At 73.4% G+C, this 21,132-nt stretch carries 19 protein-coding genes; all 19 read left to right on the top strand.

Going from position 1 to position 21,132, the window contains the following annotated elements:
- The first annotated feature begins 10 nt into the window (after nucleotides 1-10).
- The 19 genes from pyrR to ribD all read left to right on the top strand — a co-directional run bounded on the left by pyrR (nucleotide 11) and on the right by ribD (nucleotide 21,132).
- Nucleotides 11-595, top strand: a complete 585-nt coding sequence (pyrR, locus tag ACH0BZ_RS03060) for a bifunctional pyr operon transcriptional regulator/uracil phosphoribosyltransferase PyrR (RefSeq protein WP_406896486.1) — start codon at nucleotides 11-13, stop codon at nucleotides 593-595.
- Complete coding sequence (locus ACH0BZ_RS03055) at nucleotides 592-1,533, top strand: aspartate carbamoyltransferase catalytic subunit (protein WP_406896485.1); 942 nt, start codon at nucleotides 592-594, stop codon at nucleotides 1,531-1,533. Before pyrR ends, ACH0BZ_RS03055 begins: the two co-directional genes overlap by 4 nt.
- Nucleotides 1,530-2,846, top strand: coding sequence for a dihydroorotase (locus ACH0BZ_RS03050; RefSeq protein ID WP_406896484.1), 1,317 nt, complete (start codon nucleotides 1,530-1,532; stop codon nucleotides 2,844-2,846). The genes ACH0BZ_RS03055 and ACH0BZ_RS03050 overlap by 4 nt, the downstream gene beginning before the upstream one ends.
- Nucleotides 2,843-3,400, top strand: coding sequence for a hypothetical protein (locus ACH0BZ_RS03045; RefSeq protein WP_406896483.1), 558 nt, complete (start codon nucleotides 2,843-2,845; stop codon nucleotides 3,398-3,400). The genes ACH0BZ_RS03050 and ACH0BZ_RS03045 overlap by 4 nt, the downstream gene beginning before the upstream one ends.
- Nucleotides 3,397-4,608 (top strand): glutamine-hydrolyzing carbamoyl-phosphate synthase small subunit, encoded by a 1,212-nt coding sequence (gene carA, locus ACH0BZ_RS03040; RefSeq protein WP_406896482.1) that lies wholly within the window; start codon nucleotides 3,397-3,399, stop codon nucleotides 4,606-4,608. The genes ACH0BZ_RS03045 and carA overlap by 4 nt, the downstream gene beginning before the upstream one ends.
- Nucleotides 4,608-7,967, top strand: a complete 3,360-nt coding sequence (carB, locus tag ACH0BZ_RS03035) for a carbamoyl-phosphate synthase large subunit (protein ID WP_406896480.1) — start codon at nucleotides 4,608-4,610, stop codon at nucleotides 7,965-7,967. The genes carA and carB overlap by 1 nt, the downstream gene beginning before the upstream one ends.
- Nucleotides 7,964-8,818, top strand: coding sequence for an orotidine-5'-phosphate decarboxylase (gene pyrF / locus ACH0BZ_RS03030; RefSeq protein WP_406896479.1), 855 nt, complete (start codon nucleotides 7,964-7,966; stop codon nucleotides 8,816-8,818). Before carB ends, pyrF begins: the two co-directional genes overlap by 4 nt.
- 434 nt (nucleotides 8,819-9,252) lie before the next feature.
- Entirely contained in the window at nucleotides 9,253-9,576 is a 324-nt protein-coding gene (gene mihF, locus ACH0BZ_RS03025) for an integration host factor, actinobacterial type (RefSeq protein ID WP_107747547.1), read from the top strand.
- A gap of 7 nt (nucleotides 9,577-9,583) precedes the next feature.
- Nucleotides 9,584-10,198 carry a guanylate kinase gene (gmk, locus tag ACH0BZ_RS03020; RefSeq protein WP_406896478.1) on the top strand — a complete coding sequence of 205 codons (615 nt, stop codon included), beginning with the start codon at nucleotides 9,584-9,586 and terminating at the stop codon, nucleotides 10,196-10,198.
- 23 nt (nucleotides 10,199-10,221) lie between these two features.
- Nucleotides 10,222-10,509, top strand: coding sequence for a DNA-directed RNA polymerase subunit omega (gene rpoZ / locus ACH0BZ_RS03015; protein ID WP_406896477.1), 288 nt, complete (start codon nucleotides 10,222-10,224; stop codon nucleotides 10,507-10,509).
- Nucleotides 10,506-11,774 carry a bifunctional phosphopantothenoylcysteine decarboxylase/phosphopantothenate--cysteine ligase CoaBC gene (gene coaBC / locus ACH0BZ_RS03010; protein WP_406896476.1) on the top strand — a complete coding sequence of 423 codons (1,269 nt, stop codon included), beginning with the start codon at nucleotides 10,506-10,508 and terminating at the stop codon, nucleotides 11,772-11,774. The genes rpoZ and coaBC overlap by 4 nt, the downstream gene beginning before the upstream one ends.
- Before the next feature lie 92 nt (nucleotides 11,775-11,866).
- On the top strand, nucleotides 11,867-13,078 hold the full coding sequence (gene metK, locus ACH0BZ_RS03005) for a methionine adenosyltransferase (RefSeq protein WP_406896475.1): 1,212 nt from the start codon (nucleotides 11,867-11,869) through the stop codon (nucleotides 13,076-13,078).
- 55 nt (nucleotides 13,079-13,133) lie between these two features.
- Nucleotides 13,134-15,188 carry a primosomal protein N' gene (locus tag ACH0BZ_RS03000; protein WP_406896474.1) on the top strand — a complete coding sequence of 685 codons (2,055 nt, stop codon included), beginning with the start codon at nucleotides 13,134-13,136 and terminating at the stop codon, nucleotides 15,186-15,188.
- A 64-nt stretch (nucleotides 15,189-15,252) separates the two neighbouring features.
- Nucleotides 15,253-15,807 carry a peptide deformylase gene (gene def, locus ACH0BZ_RS02995; RefSeq protein ID WP_406896473.1) on the top strand — a complete coding sequence of 185 codons (555 nt, stop codon included), beginning with the start codon at nucleotides 15,253-15,255 and terminating at the stop codon, nucleotides 15,805-15,807.
- A 3-nt stretch (nucleotides 15,808-15,810) separates the two neighbouring features.
- The gene (fmt, locus tag ACH0BZ_RS02990) at nucleotides 15,811-16,749 is read left to right on the top strand and encodes a methionyl-tRNA formyltransferase (RefSeq protein ID WP_406896472.1); all 939 of its coding nucleotides are present in this window, start codon (nucleotides 15,811-15,813) and stop codon (nucleotides 16,747-16,749) included.
- On the top strand, nucleotides 16,746-18,254 hold the full coding sequence (locus ACH0BZ_RS02985; protein WP_406896471.1) for an RsmB/NOP family class I SAM-dependent RNA methyltransferase: 1,509 nt from the start codon (nucleotides 16,746-16,748) through the stop codon (nucleotides 18,252-18,254). Before fmt ends, ACH0BZ_RS02985 begins: the two co-directional genes overlap by 4 nt.
- 24 nt (nucleotides 18,255-18,278) lie before the next feature.
- The gene (locus tag ACH0BZ_RS02980) at nucleotides 18,279-19,214 is read left to right on the top strand and encodes an alpha/beta hydrolase (RefSeq protein ID WP_406896470.1); all 936 of its coding nucleotides are present in this window, start codon (nucleotides 18,279-18,281) and stop codon (nucleotides 19,212-19,214) included.
- 122 nt (nucleotides 19,215-19,336) lie between these two features.
- Nucleotides 19,337-20,014, top strand: coding sequence for a ribulose-phosphate 3-epimerase (rpe, locus tag ACH0BZ_RS02975; protein WP_406896469.1), 678 nt, complete (start codon nucleotides 19,337-19,339; stop codon nucleotides 20,012-20,014).
- A gap of 11 nt (nucleotides 20,015-20,025) precedes the next feature.
- Nucleotides 20,026-21,132, top strand: coding sequence for a bifunctional diaminohydroxyphosphoribosylaminopyrimidine deaminase/5-amino-6-(5-phosphoribosylamino)uracil reductase RibD (gene ribD / locus ACH0BZ_RS02970; RefSeq protein WP_406896468.1), 1,107 nt, complete (start codon nucleotides 20,026-20,028; stop codon nucleotides 21,130-21,132).

The following is a 21,132-nucleotide window of genomic DNA, read 5'->3' as shown; positions in this document are numbered from 1 at the left end:
GTGGTGATCGGTGAACGACGGTGGCCCCGGCGCGGGCACGGTCTCACTCTTCACGTCTGACGACGTCTCCCGGACGGTATCCCGGCTGGCGCATCAGATCATCGAACGCACCGCGGTGGACGCGCCCGAGGCGCCCCGCGTGGTTCTGCTCGGCATCCCCACCCGGGGCGTACCCCTCGCCGCCCGGCTCGCCGGCCGCATCCGCGACTTCGCCGGGGTCGACGTCCCCGCCGGCGCCCTCGACGTGACGCTCTACCGCGACGACCTCGCGGGCGGCCCCCACCGGCCGATGGGCCCCACGACCGTTCCCACCGAGGGGATCGACGGCGCCACCGTCGTCCTCGTCGATGACGTCCTCTACTCCGGCCGCACCATCCGCGCCGCCTTCGACGCCCTGCGTGACCTCGGCCGCCCGGCCCGCGTGCAGCTCGCCGTGCTCGTGGACCGCGGGCACCGCGAACTGCCGATCCGCGCGGACTACGTGGGCAAGAACGTGCCCACCTCCCGTGACGAGGACGTGGCCGTGCGGTTAGCGGAGGTCGACGGTGACGACGCGGTGGTCCTGCACCGCCCCGGACAGGAGGAAACCCGGTGAAGCACCTGCTCTCCGCCGCCGACCTGGACCGCGCCGCGGCCGAGTCGATCCTCGACGAGGCCGACCGGCTCAAGGAGGCGCTGCTCGGCCGCGAGGTCCGCAAGCTGCCCACGCTGCGCGGTAAGACCGTCCTCACGGTGTTCTACGAGAACTCCACCCGCACCCGCGTGTCCTTCGAGACCGCCGGCAAGTGGATGAGCGCGGACGTCATCAACGTCTCCGCGAGCGCGTCGTCGGTGCAGAAGGGCGAGTCGCTGCGGGACACCGCGCTCACGCTCACCGCGATCGGCGCCGACGCGCTCATCGTGCGGCACCCCGCCTCCGGTGCCGCCGTGCAGATGGCCCGCTGGGTGGCACCGGGTGGCGTGGGCCCGTCGGTGATCAACGCCGGCGACGGGACGCACGAGCACCCCACCCAGGCGCTGCTCGACGCCATGACCCTGCGCGAGCGGCTCGGCGGGCTCGACGGGCGCCGCGTCGTGATCGTGGGCGACGTCCTGCACTCCCGGGTCGCGCGCTCCAACGCGCTGCTGCTCTCCACTCTCGGCGCCGAGGTCGTCCTGGTGGCTCCGCCCACCCTGCTGCCCGTCGGCGTGGACACCTGGCCGGTCCGCGCCTCCACCGACCTCGACGCCGAGCTCGCCGACGCGGACGCCGTGATGATGCTGCGCGTCCAGGCCGAGCGCATGAACGGCGCGTTCTTCCCCTCGGCCCGCGAGTACGCCGTCCGGTACGGCCTCGGCCCGGGCCGTGCCGCCCGGCTGCGGGAGGACACGGTGGTGCTGCACCCCGGGCCGATGGTGCGCGGCATGGAGATCGGCTTCGACATCGCGGACGCCCCGGCCTCCGCGGTCCTGCAGCAGGTGACCAACGGCGTTCACGTGAGGATGTCCGTCCTCCTGCACACCCTCGTCGCAACGGAAGGAACCCCCGAGTGAGCCCTCGCCAGACCCCGCCCCTGCTGCTGAGCCGGGTGCGACCCTACGGGGAGGGCGACCCCGTGGACGTTCTCGTGGTGGACGGTCGCATCGCCGCGATCGGGCCCGATGCCGGCGCGGAGGCCCCGGACGGCACCGAGACCCACGACCTCGGCGGCGGCGTCCTGCTGCCCGGCTTCGTGGACCTGCACACCCACCTGCGCGAGCCCGGCCGCGAGGACACCGAGACCATCGCCACGGGTTCGGCGGCCGCGGTCCGCGGCGGCTACACCGCCGTGTTCGCCATGGCCAACACCCAGCCGGCGCAGGACAACCAGACGGTCACCGACTCGGTGTGGCGGATCGGCCGCGAGGTCGGCCTGTGCGATGTCCACCCCGTCGGCGCCGTGACGGTGGGCCTGAAGGGCGAGCAGCTCACCGAGATGGGCCAGATGGCCTCCGGCGAGGCCGGGGTCAGGATTTTCTCCGACGACGGCATGTGCGTCCACGACCCGCTCATCATGCGCCGGGCGCTCGAGTACTCGGCCGGGCTCGGCGTCCTGGTGGCCCAGCACGCCGAGGAGCCGCGGCTCACCCGCGGGGCCGTGGCGCACGAGGGGCCGACCGCCGCCCGGCTGGGCCTGACCGGCTGGCCCCGCTCGGCCGAGGAGTCCATCGTCGCCCGCGACGCGATCCTCGCCCGCGACGCCGGCGCCCGCGTCCACATCTGCCACGCCTCGACGACCGGCACGGTCGAACTGCTCACCTGGGCCAAGGGGCAGGGCATCGCGATCACCGCCGAGGTCACCCCGCACCACCTGCTGCTCGACGACACGCGGCTGGAGACCTACGACGGCGTCTACCGCGTCAACCCGCCGCTGCGCGAGGAGCACGACACCCTCGCCCTGCGCAGGGCCCTCGTCGAGGGCGTCATCGACTGCGTGGCCACAGACCACGCCCCGCACGCCGCTCAGGAGAAGTGCTGCGAGTTCGCCGCCGCCCGCCCGGGCATGCTGGGCCTGGAGACGGCCCTGCCGATCGTCGCCTCGCTGCTCGTGGAGACCGGCGACATGACGTGGCGCGACCTCGCCCGCGTGATGAGCACCCGGCCCGCCGAGATCGCCGGGCTCACCGACCAGGGCCGGCCGATCGAGGTGGGCGAGCCCGCCAACCTCGCCGTGGTGGACCCCGACTCGGAGTGGACGGTCGTCGGCGAGGAGTTGGCCAGCCTCTCCGCCAACACCCCGTACGAGGGCATGTCCTTCTCGGCGCGGGTAGTGGGCACCGTCTACCGGGGCCGTCTGGTGTCGCGTGACGGAGAGGTGCTCGCGTGAGCCAGCAGTTCTGGACCGTGGTCGTCGTCCTTGCCGTATTCCTGGCGATCGTCGGCCTCATGGCGGTCGGCTGGCGCAACCGCCAGTCGGGGCAAGAGGACCTGTACGACGACCTACCGACGCCGCCCGGGGACCCGGGCGAGGTGGTCCTCGGCCCGCTCGGCGGGGTGTACGTGGGCAGCACCGTTGCCGGCGACTGGCAGGCGCGTGTCGCCCGCCCGCCGCTCGGGCACCGCTCGGCCGGCACCCTCACCGCCCACACGGGCGGGCTGGCGCTCGCGCTCGCCGACGGCACCGTGTGGATCCCCCGCGCGGACCTCGTGGGCGTGCGCCGCGAGTCCGCTCTCGCCAACAAGGTCGTCCCCGGGGGCGGCCTGCTCGTGGCCCGGTGGCGCGTCGCCGGCCGCGAGGGCCACACCGTGATCGATTCCGGGTTCCGTGCCGACGACAAGGACACCTACCCCCGCTGGGAGGCGCTGCGCGGCTACGCCGACGACGGCTCCGATGAGCAGCACACCGACAGCCCCCGCTCCAGCACCGAGGAGAACCAGTGACACCGCAGAGCAGCACCACCGCCACGGGCGCGCGGCAGCCCGCCGCCCTCGTCCTCGAGGACGGGCGCATCCACCGCGGGACGGCCTTCGGGGCGTCGGGCACCACCCTCGGGGAGGCCGTCTTCACCACCGCCATGTCCGGCTACCAGGAGACGCTCACCGACCCCTCCTACTGCCGCCAGATCGTCGTCACCACCGCGCCGCAGATCGGCAACACGGGTTGGAACGACGAGGACGGCGAGTCCCTGCTCGACGGCCGGGACCGCGGCGGCCGCATCTGGGCCGCCGGCCTGGTGATCCGGGACCTGTCGCGCCGCGCCTCCAACTTCCGGGCCCGGCGCACCCTCGAGGAGGAGATGGTCGCCCAGGGCATCGTGGGCATCGCCGACGTGGACACCCGGGCCGTGGTCCGGCACATCCGCGACGCCGGCTCGATGAAGGCCGGCATCTTCTCCGGCGAGGACCTCGCCGACGATGAGACGATGCTCGCCGCCGTCCGCGACCAGGAGTCCATGGCCGGCGCCAACCTGTCCGGCGAGGTCTCGACCGACGAGGCCTACGTCGTGGAGCCCGCAGACGGCACCGAGGCCCGCTACACCGTGGCCGCGCTCGACCTGGGCATCAAGAGCAACACCCCGCGCATGCTCGCGGCGCGCGGATGCCGCGTCCACGTCATCCCGCACGACTCCACGCTGCAGGACGTTCTCGACCTGGACGTGGACGGCGTGTTCCTCTCCAACGGTCCCGGCGACCCGGCCACTGCGGACGCCGCCGTGCACCTCACCAAGGAGGTGCTGAGCCAGGGAATCCCGTTCTTCGGCATCTGCTTCGGCAACCAGATCCTCGGCCGCGCGCTCGGTCTCGAGACCTACAAGATGCGCTTCGGGCACCGCGGCACGAACATCCCCGTCGTGGAGAAGGCCACCGGCCAGGTGGCGATCACCTCGCAGAATCACGGCTTCGCCCTCCGCGCGCCCGAGTCCGACACGTGGGACACCCCGTGGGGGACCGCGACCGTCACGCATCTGTGCGCCAACGACGGCACGGTCGAGGGTGTCGCGCTGTCCGACGGCAGCGCCTTCTCGGTCCAGTACCACCCCGAGGCCGCGGCCGGCCCGCGGGACGCCGCCGACCTCTTCGACCGTTTCGTCGGTCTCCTGGGCTCCGCCGGGGCCGGATCCGCCACCACCGGAAAGGGCACGAACTGATGCCGCGCCGTTCTGACATCCACCACGTCCTCGTGATCGGCTCCGGGCCGATCGTCATCGGCCAGGCCTGCGAGTTCGACTACTCCGGCACCCAGGCGTGCCGCGTGCTGCGCGCGGAGGGCCTGCGGGTGACCCTGGTCAACTCCAATCCGGCCACGATCATGACCGACCCGGAGTTCGCCGACAGCACGTACGTCGAGCCGATCACGCCCGAGTACATCGACAAGATCTTCGCCAAGGAGGCGGCCGACGGGCACCCGGTCGACGCCGTCCTCGCGACCCTCGGCGGGCAGACCGCGCTCAACGCCGCGATGGCCCTGGACGCCCAGGGGATCCTCGCCAAGCACGGCGTCGAGCTCATCGGCGCCGACATCCCGGCGATCAACCGCGGCGAGGACCGCCAGACCTTCAAAGACATCGTCGAGAGCATCGGCGGCGAGTCCGCCCGCAGCCGCGTGTGCCACACGATGGAGGAGGTCCACGAGACCGTCGCCGAACTCGGCCTGCCGGTCGTCGTACGGCCGTCGTTCACCATGGGCGGCCTCGGCTCCGGCCTCGCCTTCACCACCGAGGACCTCGAGCGGATCGCCGGTGGTGGCCTCGCCGCGTCGCCGACCGCCAACGTGCTCATCGAGGAGTCCATTCTCGGCTGGAAGGAGTACGAGCTCGAGCTCATGCGCGACGGCAAGGACAACGTCGTGGTGGTGTGTTCGATCGAGAACGTCGACGCGCTCGGCGTGCACACCGGCGACTCGGTCACCGTCGCGCCGTCGATGACCCTGACCGACCGCGAGTTCCAGAACATGCGCGACATCGGCATCGCGATCCTGCGCGCCGTGGGCGTGGACACCGGCGGCTGCAACATCCAGTTCGCCGTCAACCCGGCCGACGGTCGGCTCGTCGTGATCGAGATGAACCCGCGCGTGTCCCGGTCCTCGGCCCTGGCCTCCAAGGCCACCGGCTTCCCGATCGCCAAGATCGCGGCCAAGCTCGCGATCGGCTACACGCTCGACGAGATCACCAACGACATCACCGGCGAGACCCCGGCGTGCTTCGAGCCCACGCTCGACTACGTCGTCGTCAAGGCCCCCCGCTTCGCCTTCGAGAAGTTCCCGGGTGCCGACGACACGCTCACCACCACCATGAAGTCGGTGGGCGAGGCCATGAGCCTGGGCCGCAACTACCGCGAGGCGCTCGGCAAGGTCATGCGCTCGCTCGAGACCAAGCAGTCCGGCTTCTGGACCATGCCCGACGAGTACTTCGCGCCCGGCCGCTCGACGGACGTCGAGGCCGTCCTCGAGGACCTGCGCCGCCCCACCGAGGGGCGGATGTACGACGTCGAGCTCGCGCTGCGCCTGGGCGCCACGGTCGAGCAGGTCCACGAGGCCTCCGCGATCGACCCCTGGTTCCTCGAGGAGGTCGCGGCGCTCGTCGAGCTGCGCGAGGAGATCGTCGAGGCCCCCGTGGTGGACGAGGCGCTGCTGCGCCGCGCCAAGCACAACGGCCTGTCCGACGCGCAGATCGCGGCTCTGCGCCCCGAGTTCGCGGGCGCCGAGGGCGTCCAGCGGCTCCGTCACCGCCTCGGCGTGCGGCCGGTGTACAAGACGGTCGACACCTGCGCCGCCGAGTTCGAGGCCAAGACGCCGTACCACTACTCGACCTACGAGCTCGACCCGGCCGCGGAGTCGGAGATCGCGCCGCAGACCGAGCGCGAGAAGGTCATCATCCTGGGCTCCGGCCCCAACCGGATCGGCCAGGGCATCGAGTTCGACTACTCGTGCGTCCACGCCGCCCTGACCCTGTCCGAGGCCGGCTACGAGACCGTCATGGTCAACTGCAACCCGGAGACGGTCTCGACCGACTACGACACGGCTGACCGGCTCTACTTCGAGCCCCTGACGTTCGAGGACGTCATGGAGGTCTACCACGCGGAGTCGCAGTCCGGAACCGTCGCGGGCGTGCTCGTCCAGCTGGGCGGCCAGACGCCGCTGGGCCTGGCCGCGCAGCTCGAGGAGGCCGGCGTGCCGATCGTGGGCACCAGCCCGTCCGCGATCGACCTCGCCGAGGACCGCCGCGAGTTCGGCGAGGTGCTCGTGGGCGCCGGGCTGCCCGCGCCCGCGTTCGGTACCGCGATCACCGCCGCCGAGGCCACCGAGATCGCCGCCGGGATCGGCTACCCGGTGCTCGTGCGCCCGTCTTACGTCCTCGGCGGGCGGGGCATGGAGATCGTCTATGACGAGGAGTCGCTGCGGTCCTACATCGACCGCGCCACCGAGGTCAGCCCCGATCGCCCGGTGCTCGTGGACCGCTTCCTCGACGACGCCGTGGAGATCGACGTGGACGTGCTGTGCGACGGCACCGAGGTCTACCTCGGCGGCGTCATGGAGCACATCGAGGAGGCCGGCATCCACTCCGGCGACTCGGCGTGCGCCCTGCCGCCCATCACCCTGGGACAGGACGACATCGAGAAGGTGCGGCGCTCGAGCGAGGCCCTGGCCTTCGGCATCGGCGTCAAGGGCCTGATGAACGTCCAGTACGCGCTCAAGGACGACGTCCTGTATGTGCTCGAGGCCAACCCGCGCGCCAGCCGCACGGTCCCGTTCGTCTCCAAGGCCACCGGCGTACACCTGGCCAAAGCGTGCGCCCGGATCATGCTGGGGGAGAGCATCGCCGACCTTCGGGCCGAGGGGCTGCTGCCGTCCGACCGCGACGGCGGCTCCCTGCCCGCGGACGCCCCGGTCGCCGTCAAGGAGGCGGTGCTGCCGTTCAATCGGTTCCGCACCCCCGAGGGACAGACCGTGGACTCGCTGCTCAGCCCGGAGATGAAGTCGACCGGAGAGGTCATGGGCATCGGGCCAGACTTCGCCGTCTCCTTTGCCAAGGGTCAGCTCTCGGCCGAGGGCGTGCTGCCCACCTCCGGGACGGTGTTCGTCTCCGTGGCGAACCGCGACAAGCGCTCGATGGTGTTCCCGGCGCAGCGACTTGCCGCGCTCGGGTTCACGGTCCTGGCCACCGAGGGCACCGCGCTCATGCTGCGCCGCTACGGCATCGCCTGCGAGACCGTGGCCAAGCTCACGGAGTCGGGTCCCCGGCCCGTGGACGCCGACGGCAACCCGGCGAGGACCATCGTGGACCGGATCAACGCCGACGAGGTGGACCTCATCCTCAACATCGCGTCCTCGACGGGCGGGACCCGCGCGGACGGCTACGAGATCCGCTCCGCGGCCATCTCTCGGCGCGTGCCGTGCATCACCACAGTGCAGGGCGCCACCGCGGCGGTCCACGGCATCGAGGCCATCCGCCGCGGCGAGGTCACCGTGAGCCCGCTGCAGGAGCTGCACACCGGGTTCGCGCAGTGAGCACCGGCGCCCGGGCCCCGTTCGGCCACCGGCTCCGAAAGGCGGTGGCCGAACGGGGGAACCTGTGCGTGGGCATCGATCCGCACCCGGCGCTGCTCGAGGCCTGGGGCCTGGGCGTCGGCGCCGCCGGCGTGCGCGAGTTCTCCCGTCGGGCGCTCGAGGCGTTCGGCGACCTGGTCCCGGCCGTCAAGCCGCAGGTGGCCTTCTACGAAGAGCACGGCTCCGCCGGCATCGCCGTCCTCGAGGAGGTCCTCGGTCAGATCGGCTCCTGCGGTGCCCTGTCGGTGGCGGACGCCAAACGAGGAGACATCGGTTCCACGATGGCCGGGTACGCCCGCGCCTGGCTGGCCGACGGCTCGCCGCTCGCGTGCGACGCCCTCACCGTCTCGCCCTACCTGGGCGTGGGTGCGCTCGACGCGGCCTTCGACGCCGCCGCAGACACTGGTCGCGGGTTGTTCGTCCTCGCCCGGACCTCCAACCCCGAGGCCGGCGGCCTGCAGGCCGCCACGGGTGGGGGCGCCACCGTGGCCCAGGCGGTGGTCGACGAGGTGGGGCGGCGCAACGCCGCCCGGGCAGACGACGCCGCCGGTTCGCTGGGGTCGTTCGGCGTCGTTGTGGGCGCGACCGTCGCGGACCCGCCGCGCCTGGACGCACTCGCGGGCCCGGTGCTCATGCCCGGGGTGGGGGAGCAGGGGGGCACGCTCGACGACGTCCGCCGGATCGCCGGGCCCGCGCTCACCGACACCCTCGTCAACGTCTCCCGGCACGTGCTCCGCGCCGGGCCGGACGTTGCCGCCATGCGGTTGACCGTGCTCGACCTCGCCGCGACGTACCGTTTCGGGGCCGGCTGAACGAGCCCGCTCGAGCTCCCATCGGACCCCGTCGGACAACTGACGTCACACCGTTCACACGCGCGTCACCGCTGACGGGGGAATCGGCCGGGTTTCGGACGTTTCGTGTCGCCCTGCGTGACGTACGGCGCTAGTCTGCCCGTATCCTCACGCATCAAAGCGCAGATCAGACGGGGTGCCACGCCGGACCCCCGTGCGGGTGCACGGCCTGACAGCCGAGTACTGTTGCGGAGGTCATCAGGCCCGTGACCGGTCCTCGTCCTCCCCGGAGGGCACGGATCCCGCGGGTACGGTGAGCACGAGGGAGCGCCCGTTCCCGATGCGATCCGCAGCCCGCGGACGCGCCGGGGCCGGTCAACGCTCACCGAACGTGGATGTCCTACGGTGGACACCCGCGTGAGTCACGAGACACACACGAACGAGACGGAGGAATTGTGGCCCTTCCCCAGTTGACCGATGAGCAGCGCGCTGCTGCTCTGGAGAAGGCGGCTGCCGCCCGTCGCGCCCGGGCTGAGCTCAAGGAGCGCCTGAAGCGCGGTGGCACCGACCTCAAGCAGGTCCTCAAGGACGCCGAGAACGACGAGATCCTCGGCAAGATGAAGGTGTCCGCCCTGCTCGAGGCGCTGCCGAAGGTCGGCAAGGTCAAGGCTCAGGAGATCATGACCGAGCTGGAGATCGCCCCCACCCGCCGCCTGCGCGGCCTGGGCGACCGTCAGCGTCGTGCGCTGCTCGAGCGGTTCGACTTCACCGTCGACTGACCGTCGTATGAACACACCGTCGTCCGGGGACGCGTCCCCGGCAACGACGGCGGGGAGGGGCCGGCTGATCGTCTTGGCCGGCCCCTCCGCCGTCGGTAAGTCCACCGTCGTCGCCCGGCTCCGCGAGCGCGTCCCGGACCTGTACTTCAGCGTCTCCATGACGACCCGGGCCCCGCGGCCGGGCGAGGTCGACGGCCGTGACTACTACTTCGTCACCACCGACGACTTCCGCCGCGCGGTCGCCGAGGGGCGCATGCTCGAGTGGGCCGAGATCCACGGGGGGCTGCAGCTCTCCGGCACGCCGGCCGACCCGGTGCACCGTGCCCTGGACGCGGGGCACCCCGTGCTGGTCGAGGTCGACCTCGCCGGTGTGCGCCAGATCCGCGAGTCGATGCCCGAGGGACGCACCGTGTTCCTCAGCCCGCCCTCCTGGGAAGTGCTCGAGGGCCGCCTGCGCGGCCGGGGCACCGAACCGCAGGACGTCGTGACGCGCCGCCTCGAGACCGCACGGGTCGAGATGGACGCCCGGGACGAGTTCGACGACGTCGTGGTCAACGACGAACTCGAAACCGCGGTGGAACAGTTGGTATCATTGCTGGTCGGCCGCGACACGGCCCCGTAGACCCACCCAGAGGAGATCCCACAGTGGCCACCACCACCGAAGCCGCAGCGACCACCCCGCTGTACGACACGCCGATCGGCATCACCAACCCGCCGATCGACGAGCTCCTCGAGCGGGCGTCCTCGAAGTACGCCCTCGTGATCTTCGCCGCCAAGCGCGCGCGCCAGATCAACTCGTACTACAACCAGATCGACGAGGGCATCCTCGAGTTCGTCGGCCCGCTCGTCGACCCGGGCCTGCACGAGAAGCCGCTCACCATCGCGCTCCGCGAGCTCCACTCCGACCTCCTCGACTGCGCCGAGGGCGAGTGACCGAGAGCGGGGACACGGTGCGCCGGCGGCGCGTCGTCGTCGGCGTTGGCGGCGGGATCGCCGCCTACAAGGCCTGTGCGCTCATCCGGATCCTCACGGAGTCCGGCTGCCACGTCGACGTGATCCCCACCGAGGCGGCGCTGCGCTTCGTCGGTGCCGCCACCTTCGAGGCCCTGTCCGGGAACCCGGTCTCCACCGGGGTGTTCTCCGACGTGCCCTCCGTCCGGCACGTCGCCCTCGGGCAGCGTGCGGACCTCGTCGTGGTGGCCCCCGCCACCGCCGACCTGCTCTCGCGGGCGGCGACCGGACGGGCCGACGACCTGCTCACCTCCACGCTCCTCACCGCCCGGTGTCCGGTGCTACTCGCGCCCGCCATGCACACGGAGATGTGGGAGCACCCCGCCACCCGCCGCAACGTAGACACGCTGCGCGCCGACGGCGTCCACGTGATGCCGCCGGCGTCGGGGCGCCTGACCGGCGCCGACTCGGGGGCGGGGCGCCTGCCGGAGCCCGCCGACATCGGCCGGCTCGCCGCGCTGCTGCTCGACGGCGGTGCGCTCCCGTGGGACCTCGCCGGTCGACACGTCGTGGTGACCGCCGGCGGCACCCGCGAGGAACTCGACCCCGTCCGGTTCCTCGGCAACCGCAGCTCCGGCAAGCAGGGGCACGCGATCGCGGCCGTCGCTGCGGCCCGGGGCGCACGCGTGACGCTCGTGACCTCTGCCGACCTTCCGGTCCCGCCGGCCGTCGAGGGCGTCCGGGTGGAGTCGGCTCGCGAGCTCCATGCCGAGGTCCTCCGGCTGGCCGCCGACGCCGACGTGGTGGTCAAGGCCGCCGCCGTGGCCGACTTCCGCCCCGTCGAGGTGGCCGAGGCCAAGCTCAAGAAGGGCAGCGGGTCCGAGCCCGCGGAGATCCGGCTGGTCCAGAACCCGGACATCCTCGCCGACCTCGTGGCCGCCCGCTCGGGGGGAGAGGTCCCCGCGGGCACCGTGCTCGTGGGCTTCGCGGCCGAGACCGGCGACGCCACGGCGTCGGTGCTCGAGCACGGGCGCAGGAAGCTCGCCCGTAAGGGATGCGACCTCCTCGTCGTCAACGAGGTGGGGCGCGGCACCACCTTCGGCGAGGACGTCAACGGCGGTTGGATCCTCGACGCCGCCGGGGGCGAGACCGAGCTGGACCGCGGGAGCAAGGACCTCATGGCCGGTCGGATCCTCGACGCGGTCGCCGCACGGCTGGATGGCCGACCGGCCTCCGACCCCGCGTAGCGCACCGACTAGTCTGGTCCCACGCGATCCGGTACCGCCCGCGGGGCGGGGACGCCGGGGGACGCGCATCCGACCAGGAAGAGAGAACCACTGTGACGCAGGCACGTCGGCTGTTCACCAGCGAGTCCGTGACCGAGGGGCATCCGGACAAGATCTGTGACGCGATCTCGGACTCGATCCTCGACGCGATGCTCGAGCAGGACCCGGCGGCGCGCGTCGCCGTGGAGACCATGGTGACCACCGGGCAGGTCCACGTGGCCGGCGAGGTCAAGACGACCGGCTACGTGGAGATCCCGCAGCTCATCCGCGAGAAGATCGTGGAGATCGGCTACGACTCGTCCGAGAAGGGCTTCGACGGCGTCTCGTGCGGGGTGTCGATCTCGATCGGCGCGCAGTCGCCGGAGATCGCCCAGGGTGTGGACACCTCCCACGAGGCGCGCACCTCGGCGGACCCGGTCGAGGACGCGATCGCGCGTCAGGGCGCCGGCGACCAGGGCCTGATGTTCGGGTACGCGTGCTCGGACACCCCCGAGCTCATGCCGCTGCCCATCGCGCTCGCGCACCGCCTCGCCCGCCGCCTCACGGAGGTCCGGAAGAACGGCACGCTGGACTACCTGCGGCCGGACGGCAAGACGCAGGTCACCATCGAGTACGACGGCGAGAAGGCCGTCCGCCTGGACACCGTCGTCATCTCCACGCAGCACGCCCCGGAGATCGACCTCGAGACCACACTGCGGGACGACCTCACCGCGCACGTCATCGAGCCGGTTCTGGCCGAGGCCGCCGGCGGGATCGACACCGGCGGGTTCCGGCTGCTGGTCAACCCGACCGGCCGCTTCGTCCTGGGCGGCCCCATGGGCGACGCGGGGCTGACCGGTCGCAAGATCATCGTGGACACCTACGGCGGCATGGCCCGTCACGGCGGCGGCGCCTTCTCCGGCAAGGACCCGTCCAAGGTGGACCGTTCCGCGGCCTACGCCATGCGGTGGGTGGCCAAGAACATCGTTGCCGCCGAGCTGGCGGAGCGCGTTGAGGTCCAGGTCGCGTACGCGATCGGCAAGGCCGCCCCGGTGGGCCTCTTCGTGGAGGCCTTCGGCACGGAGAAGGTGGACCTCGCCGTCATCCAGGAGGCCGTGACCACGGTCTTCGACCTGCGGCCCGGCGCGATCATCCGCGATCTGGACCTCAAGCGGCCCATCTATGCGGACACCGCCGCCTACGGGCACTTCGGGCGTACCGACGTGGACCTGCCGTGGGAACGGACCGACCGCGTCGAGGAGCTCAGGCGCGCCGCCGGACTCTGATCCCGGCGGTGGTCGCGCTCCGGCACCGCCCGCGATGTCGGTGCGGGGTGCGAGGATGCCAGGCGTGACCACGACACGCTCCCAGGCCCGGGTCCCGGCGGCTGACGCCCCGGTGGCCCGGGTCCTGCCGTTGCTCGGGGTCTGGCACCTGGACCGCGAGTTCGACTACGTGGTCCCGGAGTCGCTCTCGGCCGACGCGGTCCCGGGCACGCGGGTCCGGGTGCGCTTCGCCGGCCGGCTCGTGGACGGCTTCCTCGTGGCGCGGTCCGACGCCTCAGATCACCGCGGCGAGCTCGCGTGGCTCGAGCGGGTGGTCTCGCCGGAGCCGGTGCTCACCCCGGAGCTACTGCGCCTGGTCGAGCACGTGGCCCGGCGGTGGGTGGGGATGCGTTCGGACGTGCTGCGCCTGGCCGTGCCGCCCCGGCACGCGGCGGCGGAGAAGTCGGTGCCCCCACCCGCGGCGCCGGAGCCGGTGGGGCCGGGCCCGGTGGAGCTGCCCGAGGGGTGGGGGGACCACCCGATGACGGCGAGGTTCCTCGAGGCGGTGACGGCGGCCGTCCCGGCGCGGGCCGTCTGGACCGTCCCGCCGGGCCGTGACTGGGCGCGCGCGCTGGCGGTGCTCGCCGACTCGGTGCGCCGGCGCGGCCTCCAGGTGCTGCTCGTGGTGCCGGACCAGCGCGACGTGGACCGGCTCACCGCGGCCTGCCGGGAGGTGGTGGGTGGCGGGGCGGCCGGGCGCGATCTCGTGGCGGATCTCTCGGCGGGTGCCGGGCCGTCGGCGCGATACCGCCGGTGGTTGCGGGCGACCCGCGGCCACGCCCGGATCGTGGTGGGGACCCGTAGCGCCGTGTTCACGCCGCTGCCGCAGCCGGGGCTGGTGGTGCTCCACGACGACGGCGACGACTCCTTCGTGGAACCGCGCGCCCCGTACCCGCACACCCGGGACGTCGCGGCGCTGCGGTCGACGCTCGACGGCACGCCTCTGCTGCTCACCTCCATCGACCGCACCCCGGAGGTGGCCGAGTACGTGCGCTCGGGCTGGGCCCACGAGATCCGGCCCGAGCCGGGGCTGGTCCGCGCGCTCGCCCCGCGGGTCGTGGCGATCACCGACGCGGACCCCACGCAGGCGCGGGACGTCGCGGGGGGCAGGACGCGCCTGCCGGCCGTGGCGATCGCGATGGCCCGGGAGGCGATCGACGTGGACGCGCCGGTGCTCGTCCAGGTGCCGCGCAAGGGCTACATCCCCACGCTGCTGTGCGGGTCGTGTCGCGAGCCCGCCCGGTGCCGGCGGTGCAACGGACCCCTGCGGGCCGGACGCATGGACGCCGTGTACGGGCCGGTGGACCTCGCGTGCGGCTGGTGCGGCGCGCCCGAGACCGGATTCCGCTGCGCGGCGTGCGGGTCCCGGGCGCTGCGCGCGGGCGTGGTGGGGGCCGGGCGGACCGCGGAGGAGCTGGGCCGGATGTTCCCCGGGGTGCGGGTCCGCACCAGCGGGGGCGGGGAGATCCTCGACTCCGTGCCCGGGGCGCCGGCGATCGTCGTGTCCACCCCGGGTGCCGAGCCGGTGGCCGAGGGCGGATACGGCGCCGCGCTGCTGCTGGACTCGTGGGCCCTGCTCGGCCGTCCGGACCTGCGGGCGGTGCAGGACGCGCTGCGCCGCTGGCTCGGCGCCGCCGGTCTCGTACGGTCGGCGGCCGACGGCGGCCGGGTCTTCCTCTCCGCCGACGCCGCGCTGCCGGTGGCCCAGGCGCTCGTGCGGTGGGACCCGCAGGGCTGGGCGGAGCGAGAGCTCGCGGACCGGGCCGAGGTGGGCTTCCCGCCGGCGGTGCACCTGGTGGCCGTGGACGGCGCGGCCGCAGCACTCGCAGAGGTCCTGGCCGAGCTCCGGCTGCCGGAGGAGGTCCAGGTGCTCGGCCCCGTGGACCTGCCACCGGGGGAGGAGTTGCCGGGCCAGGACGGGATCGCCGACCCCGAGCGCGTCCTGCTGCGGGTGCCCCCGCGGCTGGTGGCCGGGGTGGCCGGGGAACTGCGGGCGCTCGTCGTGGCCCGGTCGGGCCGGCGCAGCTCCGATCCGGTCCGCGTCCGGCTGGATCCGGTCCACATCGGCTGACCGGCCCGGCAGCGCCTAGAATGGACGTCTGCCCCGTCCCCGTCCGCGAGGAGCGTCGATACGCATGGCCGTCCAGCCCGTCCGGCTCTTCGGCGACCCGGTCCTGAGGACCCCCGCCGACCCCGTCACGTCCTTCGACGACCGGCTCGCCCGGATCGTCGAGGACCTCATGGACACCGTGCACCACGAGGAGGGGGCCGGGCTCGCCGCACCCCAGATCGGCCTGTCCACCCGTGTCTTCGTCTACAACTGTGGAGGCCGGTCCGGTCACCTCGTCAACCCCTCCTGGAAGCCGCTGGGCGAGGAGATGATCGAGGAGAACGAGGGCTGCCTGTCCATCCCGGGGGCGGCCCAGCCCACGGAGCGCCACGCCCGGGTCGAGGCCCGCGGCTTCGACATTCACGGCGAGCCCGTGCGCCTGGCGTGCGAGGGGATTCTTGCCCGCGCGGTGCAGCACGAGACCGACCACCTCGACGGGGTGCTGTTCCTGCAGCGTCTCACCCCGGAGCGTCGACGGGCGGCGATGGCGACCATCCGGAACTCGAGCTGGTTCGGCAGTGCCGCGATCAGCGGTGACACCGTGTACGACTCGCTCGCCGACGCGATGGCGGTGAGGTGAGGCGTGCGGCTGATCTTTGCCGGCACCCCCGAGGTCGCGGTCCCCTCGCTGGAGGCCCTGCTCGCCGGCTCGCGGCACGACGTGGTGGCGGTGGTCTCGCGGCCCGACGCCCGCACCGGCCGCGGGCGGTCGCTCTCCCGTAGCCCCGTGGCGGCGGCGGCCGACGCGGCCGGCATCGAGGTGCTCACCCCGCCGAACGCCCGCGACCCCGAGTTCGCCGAGCGCCTACGTGAGCTCGCGCCCGACGCCGTCCCGGTGGTGGCCTACGGGCACCTGGTGCCGCGCCCGGTCCTCGACATCCCCCTCTACGGCTGGATCAACCTGCACTTCTCGCTGCTGCCCGCCTGGCGTGGCGCCGCCCCGGTCAATGCCGCCATCGCGGCCGGCGACGAGATCACCGGCGCCACCACGTTCCGCCTCGACGAGGGGATGGACACCGGCCCGGTGCTGGGGACGATGACGGAGACGGTGCGCCCCCGCGACACCGCCGGGGACCTGCTCGGTCGGCTGGCCGACGCGGGCGCCGGGCTGCTCGTGGCCACGCTCGACGGCCTCGAGTCCGGCGAGCTGCGGGCGGTCCCGCAGCCGGCCGACGGCGTCTCGTACGCCGGCAAGATCACGGTCGACGACGCCCGGGTGCGGTGGACCGACCCGGCGGTGGGCGTGGACCGCCACATCCGGTCGGTGACGCCCGCGCCCGGCGCCTGGACCACGCTGGGGGGTGAGCGGATCAAGATCGGCGCCGCCCGCCCCGCCGACGCCGATGCCGACGCGCCCCGGCCGGCCCCTGGTGAACTCGCCTGGGACAAGCGCGCCCTCTACGTGGGGACGGCCACCACGCCCGTCGTGGTGGAGCGCCTGCAGCCGCCCGGTAAGAAGATGATGGACGCCCTGGACTGGGTGCGCGGCGCCCGGCTCGACGACGGCGCGGCGTTCGGGTGAGCGCCGACCAGGGTCGGGGGCCGCGGCGGGGATCCGGCGGCGACGGCCGGCGGCGGGGCGACGAGCGAGCCTCGTCGTCACACCGTCCCCGCTCCGGCGGCCAGTCGCGCCGGCGCCGGACCGACGGCGATCCGCGGCGGGCCCGGCACGGCGGCGACCGGCGCCGGGCGCGACCCGACTCCCGCTCGGTGGCGCTCGCTGTGCTCACGGCCGTCCGCGAACGCGACGCCTACGCCAACCTCACGCTGCCGGCCGAGCTGCGGCGCGCCGGCCTCGACGCGCGCGACGCCGCGCTCGCCACGGAACTCACCTACGGCACCCTGCGGGCGCAGGGGCTGCTCGACCGGATCGTGGAGAAGGCCGCCTCCCGGCCCGCCACCGAGATCGACCCGCCGGTGCTCGACATCGTGCGGCTCGGCGCCTACCAGCTGCTCTTCACCCGCATCGGCGCCCACGCCGCGGTCGACACGAGCGTCGAGGCCGCCCGCGCCGCCGGCCTCGGCCGCGCCGGGGCGTTCGTCAACGCCGTCCTGCGCACGGTCTCCGCGCGGGGCCTCGAGGAGTGGGTCGAGGACCTGCGCACCGGCGTGACGGACCCGGTGGCCCGCCTCGCGGTGGGGACCGCCCACCCGGAGTGGATCGCGCGCGCTTTCGCCGAGTCCCTCGGTCCCGCGGCCGCAGAGCTGCCCGCAATGCTCGCCGCCGACGACGCCCGCCCGCAGGTCCACCTGGCCGCCCGTCCCGGGGCCATCTCCGCCGAGGAGCTGGCACTGGTCACCGGGGGCACACAGGGCCGCTACTCGCCGTACGCGGTGTACCTCGAGTCCGGAGACCCCGGATCGCTCGACGCCGTGACCGACCGGCTCGCGGCCGTGCAGGACGAGGGCAGCCAGCTCGTGGCCCTGGCCGCCGCCCGCGCACCGCTCGACGGTGCCGACGGCGGCCGCTGGCTCGACCTGTGCGCCGGGCCCGGCGGCAAGGCCGTCATGCTGGGCGCGCTCGCCGAGATCGAGGGCGCCTCGCTCACCGGCGTGGAGGTCTCCGACCACCGCGCCGACCTCGTCCGTGAGGCCACCCGCGACCTGCCCGTGGAGGTCCACACCGCCGACGGCCGGGCGACCGGCCTCGAGCCGGGCTTCGACCGGGTGCTGCTCGACGCGCCGTGCTCGGGACTCGGCGCACTGCGCCGCCGCCCCGAGGCGCGCTGGCGCAAGCAGGCCGGCGACATCGCCGGGCTCGTCGCCCTGCAGCGGGAGCTTCTCGCGTCCGCGCTCGGTCTGGTCCGGACCGGGGGAGTGGTGCTGTACGCCACGTGCTCACCGCACCTGTCGGAGACCGTGTCGGTGGTGCGCGAGGCCGTCCGTCGGGGCGACGTGGAGCTGCTCGACCTGCGTCGGACCCTGCCCGAGGTGACCGACGCCGGGGAGGGCCCGTGGCTGCAGCTGTGGCCGCACCGCCACGGCACCGACGCGATGTTCATGGCGGCGCTACGCCCGGCCTCCTGACGAGGGCTGCGTTACCGTCGTCGCATGGACGACACCAGGACCGCCGAGACCACCCCGGAGCGCGAGGACGCGTGGTTCGACTCGCACGGCGACCGCTGCGCCGCCTGGGTCTACCGCCCGGCCACCGACACCGGGCCGGTGCCGGTCGTCGTGATGGCACACGGCTTCGGCAGCGTGCGCGACCTGCGACTGCCGGCCTACGCGGAGCGCTTCCAGGACGCCGGCTTCGCCGTGGTGGTGTTCGACTACCGCCACTTCGGGGCGAGCGACGGGCAGCCCCGGCAGCTGCTGGACATCGGCCGGCAACTCGAGGACTGGCGGGCCGCTCTTGCGTTCGCCCGCACGCTCGACGGCATCGACCCGGACCGCGTCATCGCGTGGGGGACCTCCTTCGCCGGCGGGCACGTCATCACCCTCGCCGGCACGGGCGAGCGGCTCCTCGGGATCGTGGCGCAGGTCCCGCACGTGAGCGGCCCCGCGGCGCTCCGGGTGACGGGCCTCGCCGCGTGCCTCCGGCTGACCCCGGCCATCGTCACCGATCTCTGGCGGGCCGCACGAGGACGGGAGCCCCGCTACGTCGCCTCCGTGGGCCGGTCGGGTGCCGTCGCCGCCATGACGAGCCCCGATGCCGACCCGGCGGTCGACCGCCTGGTCCGGGCCTCGGGCTTCCGGCGGGGCGAGGTCGACGAGACGGTTGCCGCGCGCGTGCTCCTGCGCCTGGGGGCCTACTCACCGGGCCGGCGCGCAGCCCGGCTCGCCTGCCCCGCCCTGGTACAGATCGCGGCCCGCGACGCGATCACCCCTGCCGCGACCGCCCGACGCGTCGCCAACCGCATGCCGCGAGGCCGCTACCTGGAGTACGACTGCACGCACTTCGACCCGTACGTCTACCCGTGGTTCGACCGGGTGGTCGGGGACCAGATCGCGTTCTGTCGGCAGGTGGTGGACGGCGCCGCGTGACACCCGTCCCAGCCGCTTAGGGCGAAGACGGGAAGAGGAAGCTCGCCGCCTGTGCTCCATGGAGACCTACCAGCTCGTCAAGCGGTAGCAGGGCGCCACCGCGGGACACGTAGGATCACGGCATGGCCTCGTCGTACCAGCCGCTCATCGCCCCGTCGATCCTCTCCGCCGACTTCGCCCGCCTGGGCGACGAGATCGCGCGGATCCCCGCCGCCGACTGGATCCACGTGGACGTCATGGACGGCCACTTCGTCCCCAACCTCACCATCGGGGCGCCGGTCGCCAAGGCCATCGGCAAGGTCACCGACAAACCCATGGACTGCCACCTCATGATCGAGGACCCCCTGCGCTGGGCCGGCGATTACGCCGACGCGGGGGCGTACAACGTCACCTTCCACGTGGAGGCCACCGATGACCCGAGGGCCGTCGCGGATCTTCTGCACTCCAAGGGGTGCAAGGCGGGCATCTCGATCAAGCCGAACACCCCCGTCGAGCAGTACCTCGACCTGCTCGAGCACATCGACCTCGTCCTGGTGATGAGCGTCGAGCCCGGTTTCGGCGGGCAGTCCTTCATGCCCGACATGCTCGACAAGGTCCGGACGCTGCGCGCCGAGATCGACCGCCGCGGGCTGGACGTGGTGATTCAGATCGACGGCGGCATCGACGCCCGCACGATCGGCGAGTCGGCGGCCGCCGGCTGCGACGTCTTTGTGGCCGGCTCCGCCGTGTACGGCGCCCCTGACCCGGATGCGATGATCGAGACCCTGCGCGCGGGCGCGCTCGCCGGCCGCGCGAGCTGAACGCCGACACGGTGGGGACGTTCGACGAGTCGCTGCGCGTGGCGACCCAGGCGGCAGTCGCGGCCGGCGAACGGGCGGTGGCTGTGTCCAGCCCGAATCCGCCGGTCGGCGCGGCAGTACTGGACGCCGCCGGGAACCTCGTCGCCACCGGGGCCACCGAGCCCGTCGGCGGCCGCCACGCCGAGGCCGTGGCCCTCGACGCGGCCGGCGGGGCGGCCCGCGGGGGCACCCTCGTCGTCACCCTCGAACCCTGCGCCCACACCGGCCGCACCGGCCCCTGCACACAGCGGATCCTCGACGCCGGGGTGGCCCGAGTGGTCTACGGCGTCACCGATCCCAACCCGGTCGCGGCCGGGGGAGCGGAGGTGCTCCGTGATCGTGGGGTCGACGTACGGCAGGACGAGGTCACCCTCGGAGTCCTGGCGAACTCCGAGGCACTGCGCGCATGGATGCACCGGCAGGAGAGCGGTCGTCCCCTCGTCACGTGGAAGTACGCGGCGAGCCTCGACGGGTTCGTCGCGGCCTCCGACGGAACCTCGCAGTGGATCACCGGCGAGGCCGCGCGCGAGCACGCCCACCGGCAGCGGGAGCTGGCCGACGCGATCATCGTGGGGTCCGGCACCCTGGCCGCCGACGACCCCACGCTCTCCGCCCGGTTCCCCGACGGGGCGCCGCGCCCCCGGAGCCCACTGGCGTGCGTCATGGGGATGACGAACGTGCCGGCTGATGCCGCGATCCGCACCTCGCCCGGCGGGTTCCGCCACCTGCGCACGCGCGACCCGCACGAGGCGCTCGCGATGCTGCCGGACGCCCTGCACGTGATCGTCGAGGGCGGGCCCACGGTGGCGGGGGCGTTCCTCGCAGCCGGGTTGGTGGACCACATCGACGCCTACCTGGCGCCGATCCTCCTGGGCGGGGGGCGGGGGATCGCCGAGGGCGCCGACGTCGGCACCCTCGCCGCCGCCCACCGGTTCGCAGTCGAGTACAACGAGTACCTCGGGGAGGACGTCTGGATCCGTCTCGCCCCGCCCCGCACGGGCGAACCCGAGTACACGTGGAGCATGGAACCGCCGGGAAGGGAACCGTTGGACGCGGCACCCCTGCCGGACGAGAGCTGA

Origin of the sequence: Dietzia sp. 179-F 9C3 NHS, assembly GCF_045369825.1 — a bacterium.
GTDB lineage: Bacteria > Actinomycetota > Actinomycetes > Mycobacteriales > Mycobacteriaceae > Dietzia.
The sequence above is the reverse complement of the archived record's forward strand: the minus strand, read 5'-3'. Positions and strand labels throughout refer to the sequence as shown.

What these genes read in the sequence shown, in the direction of transcription:
- rpe (WP_406896469.1), top strand. Translation starts at nt 19,337, where the DNA reads ATGGCCTCGTCGTACCAGCCGCTCATCGCCCCGTCGATCCTCTCCGCC.
- carB (WP_406896480.1), top strand. Translation starts at nt 4,608, where the DNA reads ATGCCGCGCCGTTCTGACATCCACCACGTCCTCGTGATCGGCTCCGGG.
- ACH0BZ_RS02980 (WP_406896470.1), top strand. Translation starts at nt 18,279, where the DNA reads ATGGACGACACCAGGACCGCCGAGACCACCCCGGAGCGCGAGGACGCG.
- ACH0BZ_RS03000 (WP_406896474.1), top strand. Translation starts at nt 13,134, where the DNA reads ATGCCAGGCGTGACCACGACACGCTCCCAGGCCCGGGTCCCGGCGGCT.
- gmk (WP_406896478.1), top strand. Translation starts at nt 9,584, where the DNA reads ATGAACACACCGTCGTCCGGGGACGCGTCCCCGGCAACGACGGCGGGG.
- def (WP_406896473.1), top strand. Translation starts at nt 15,253, where the DNA reads ATGGCCGTCCAGCCCGTCCGGCTCTTCGGCGACCCGGTCCTGAGGACC.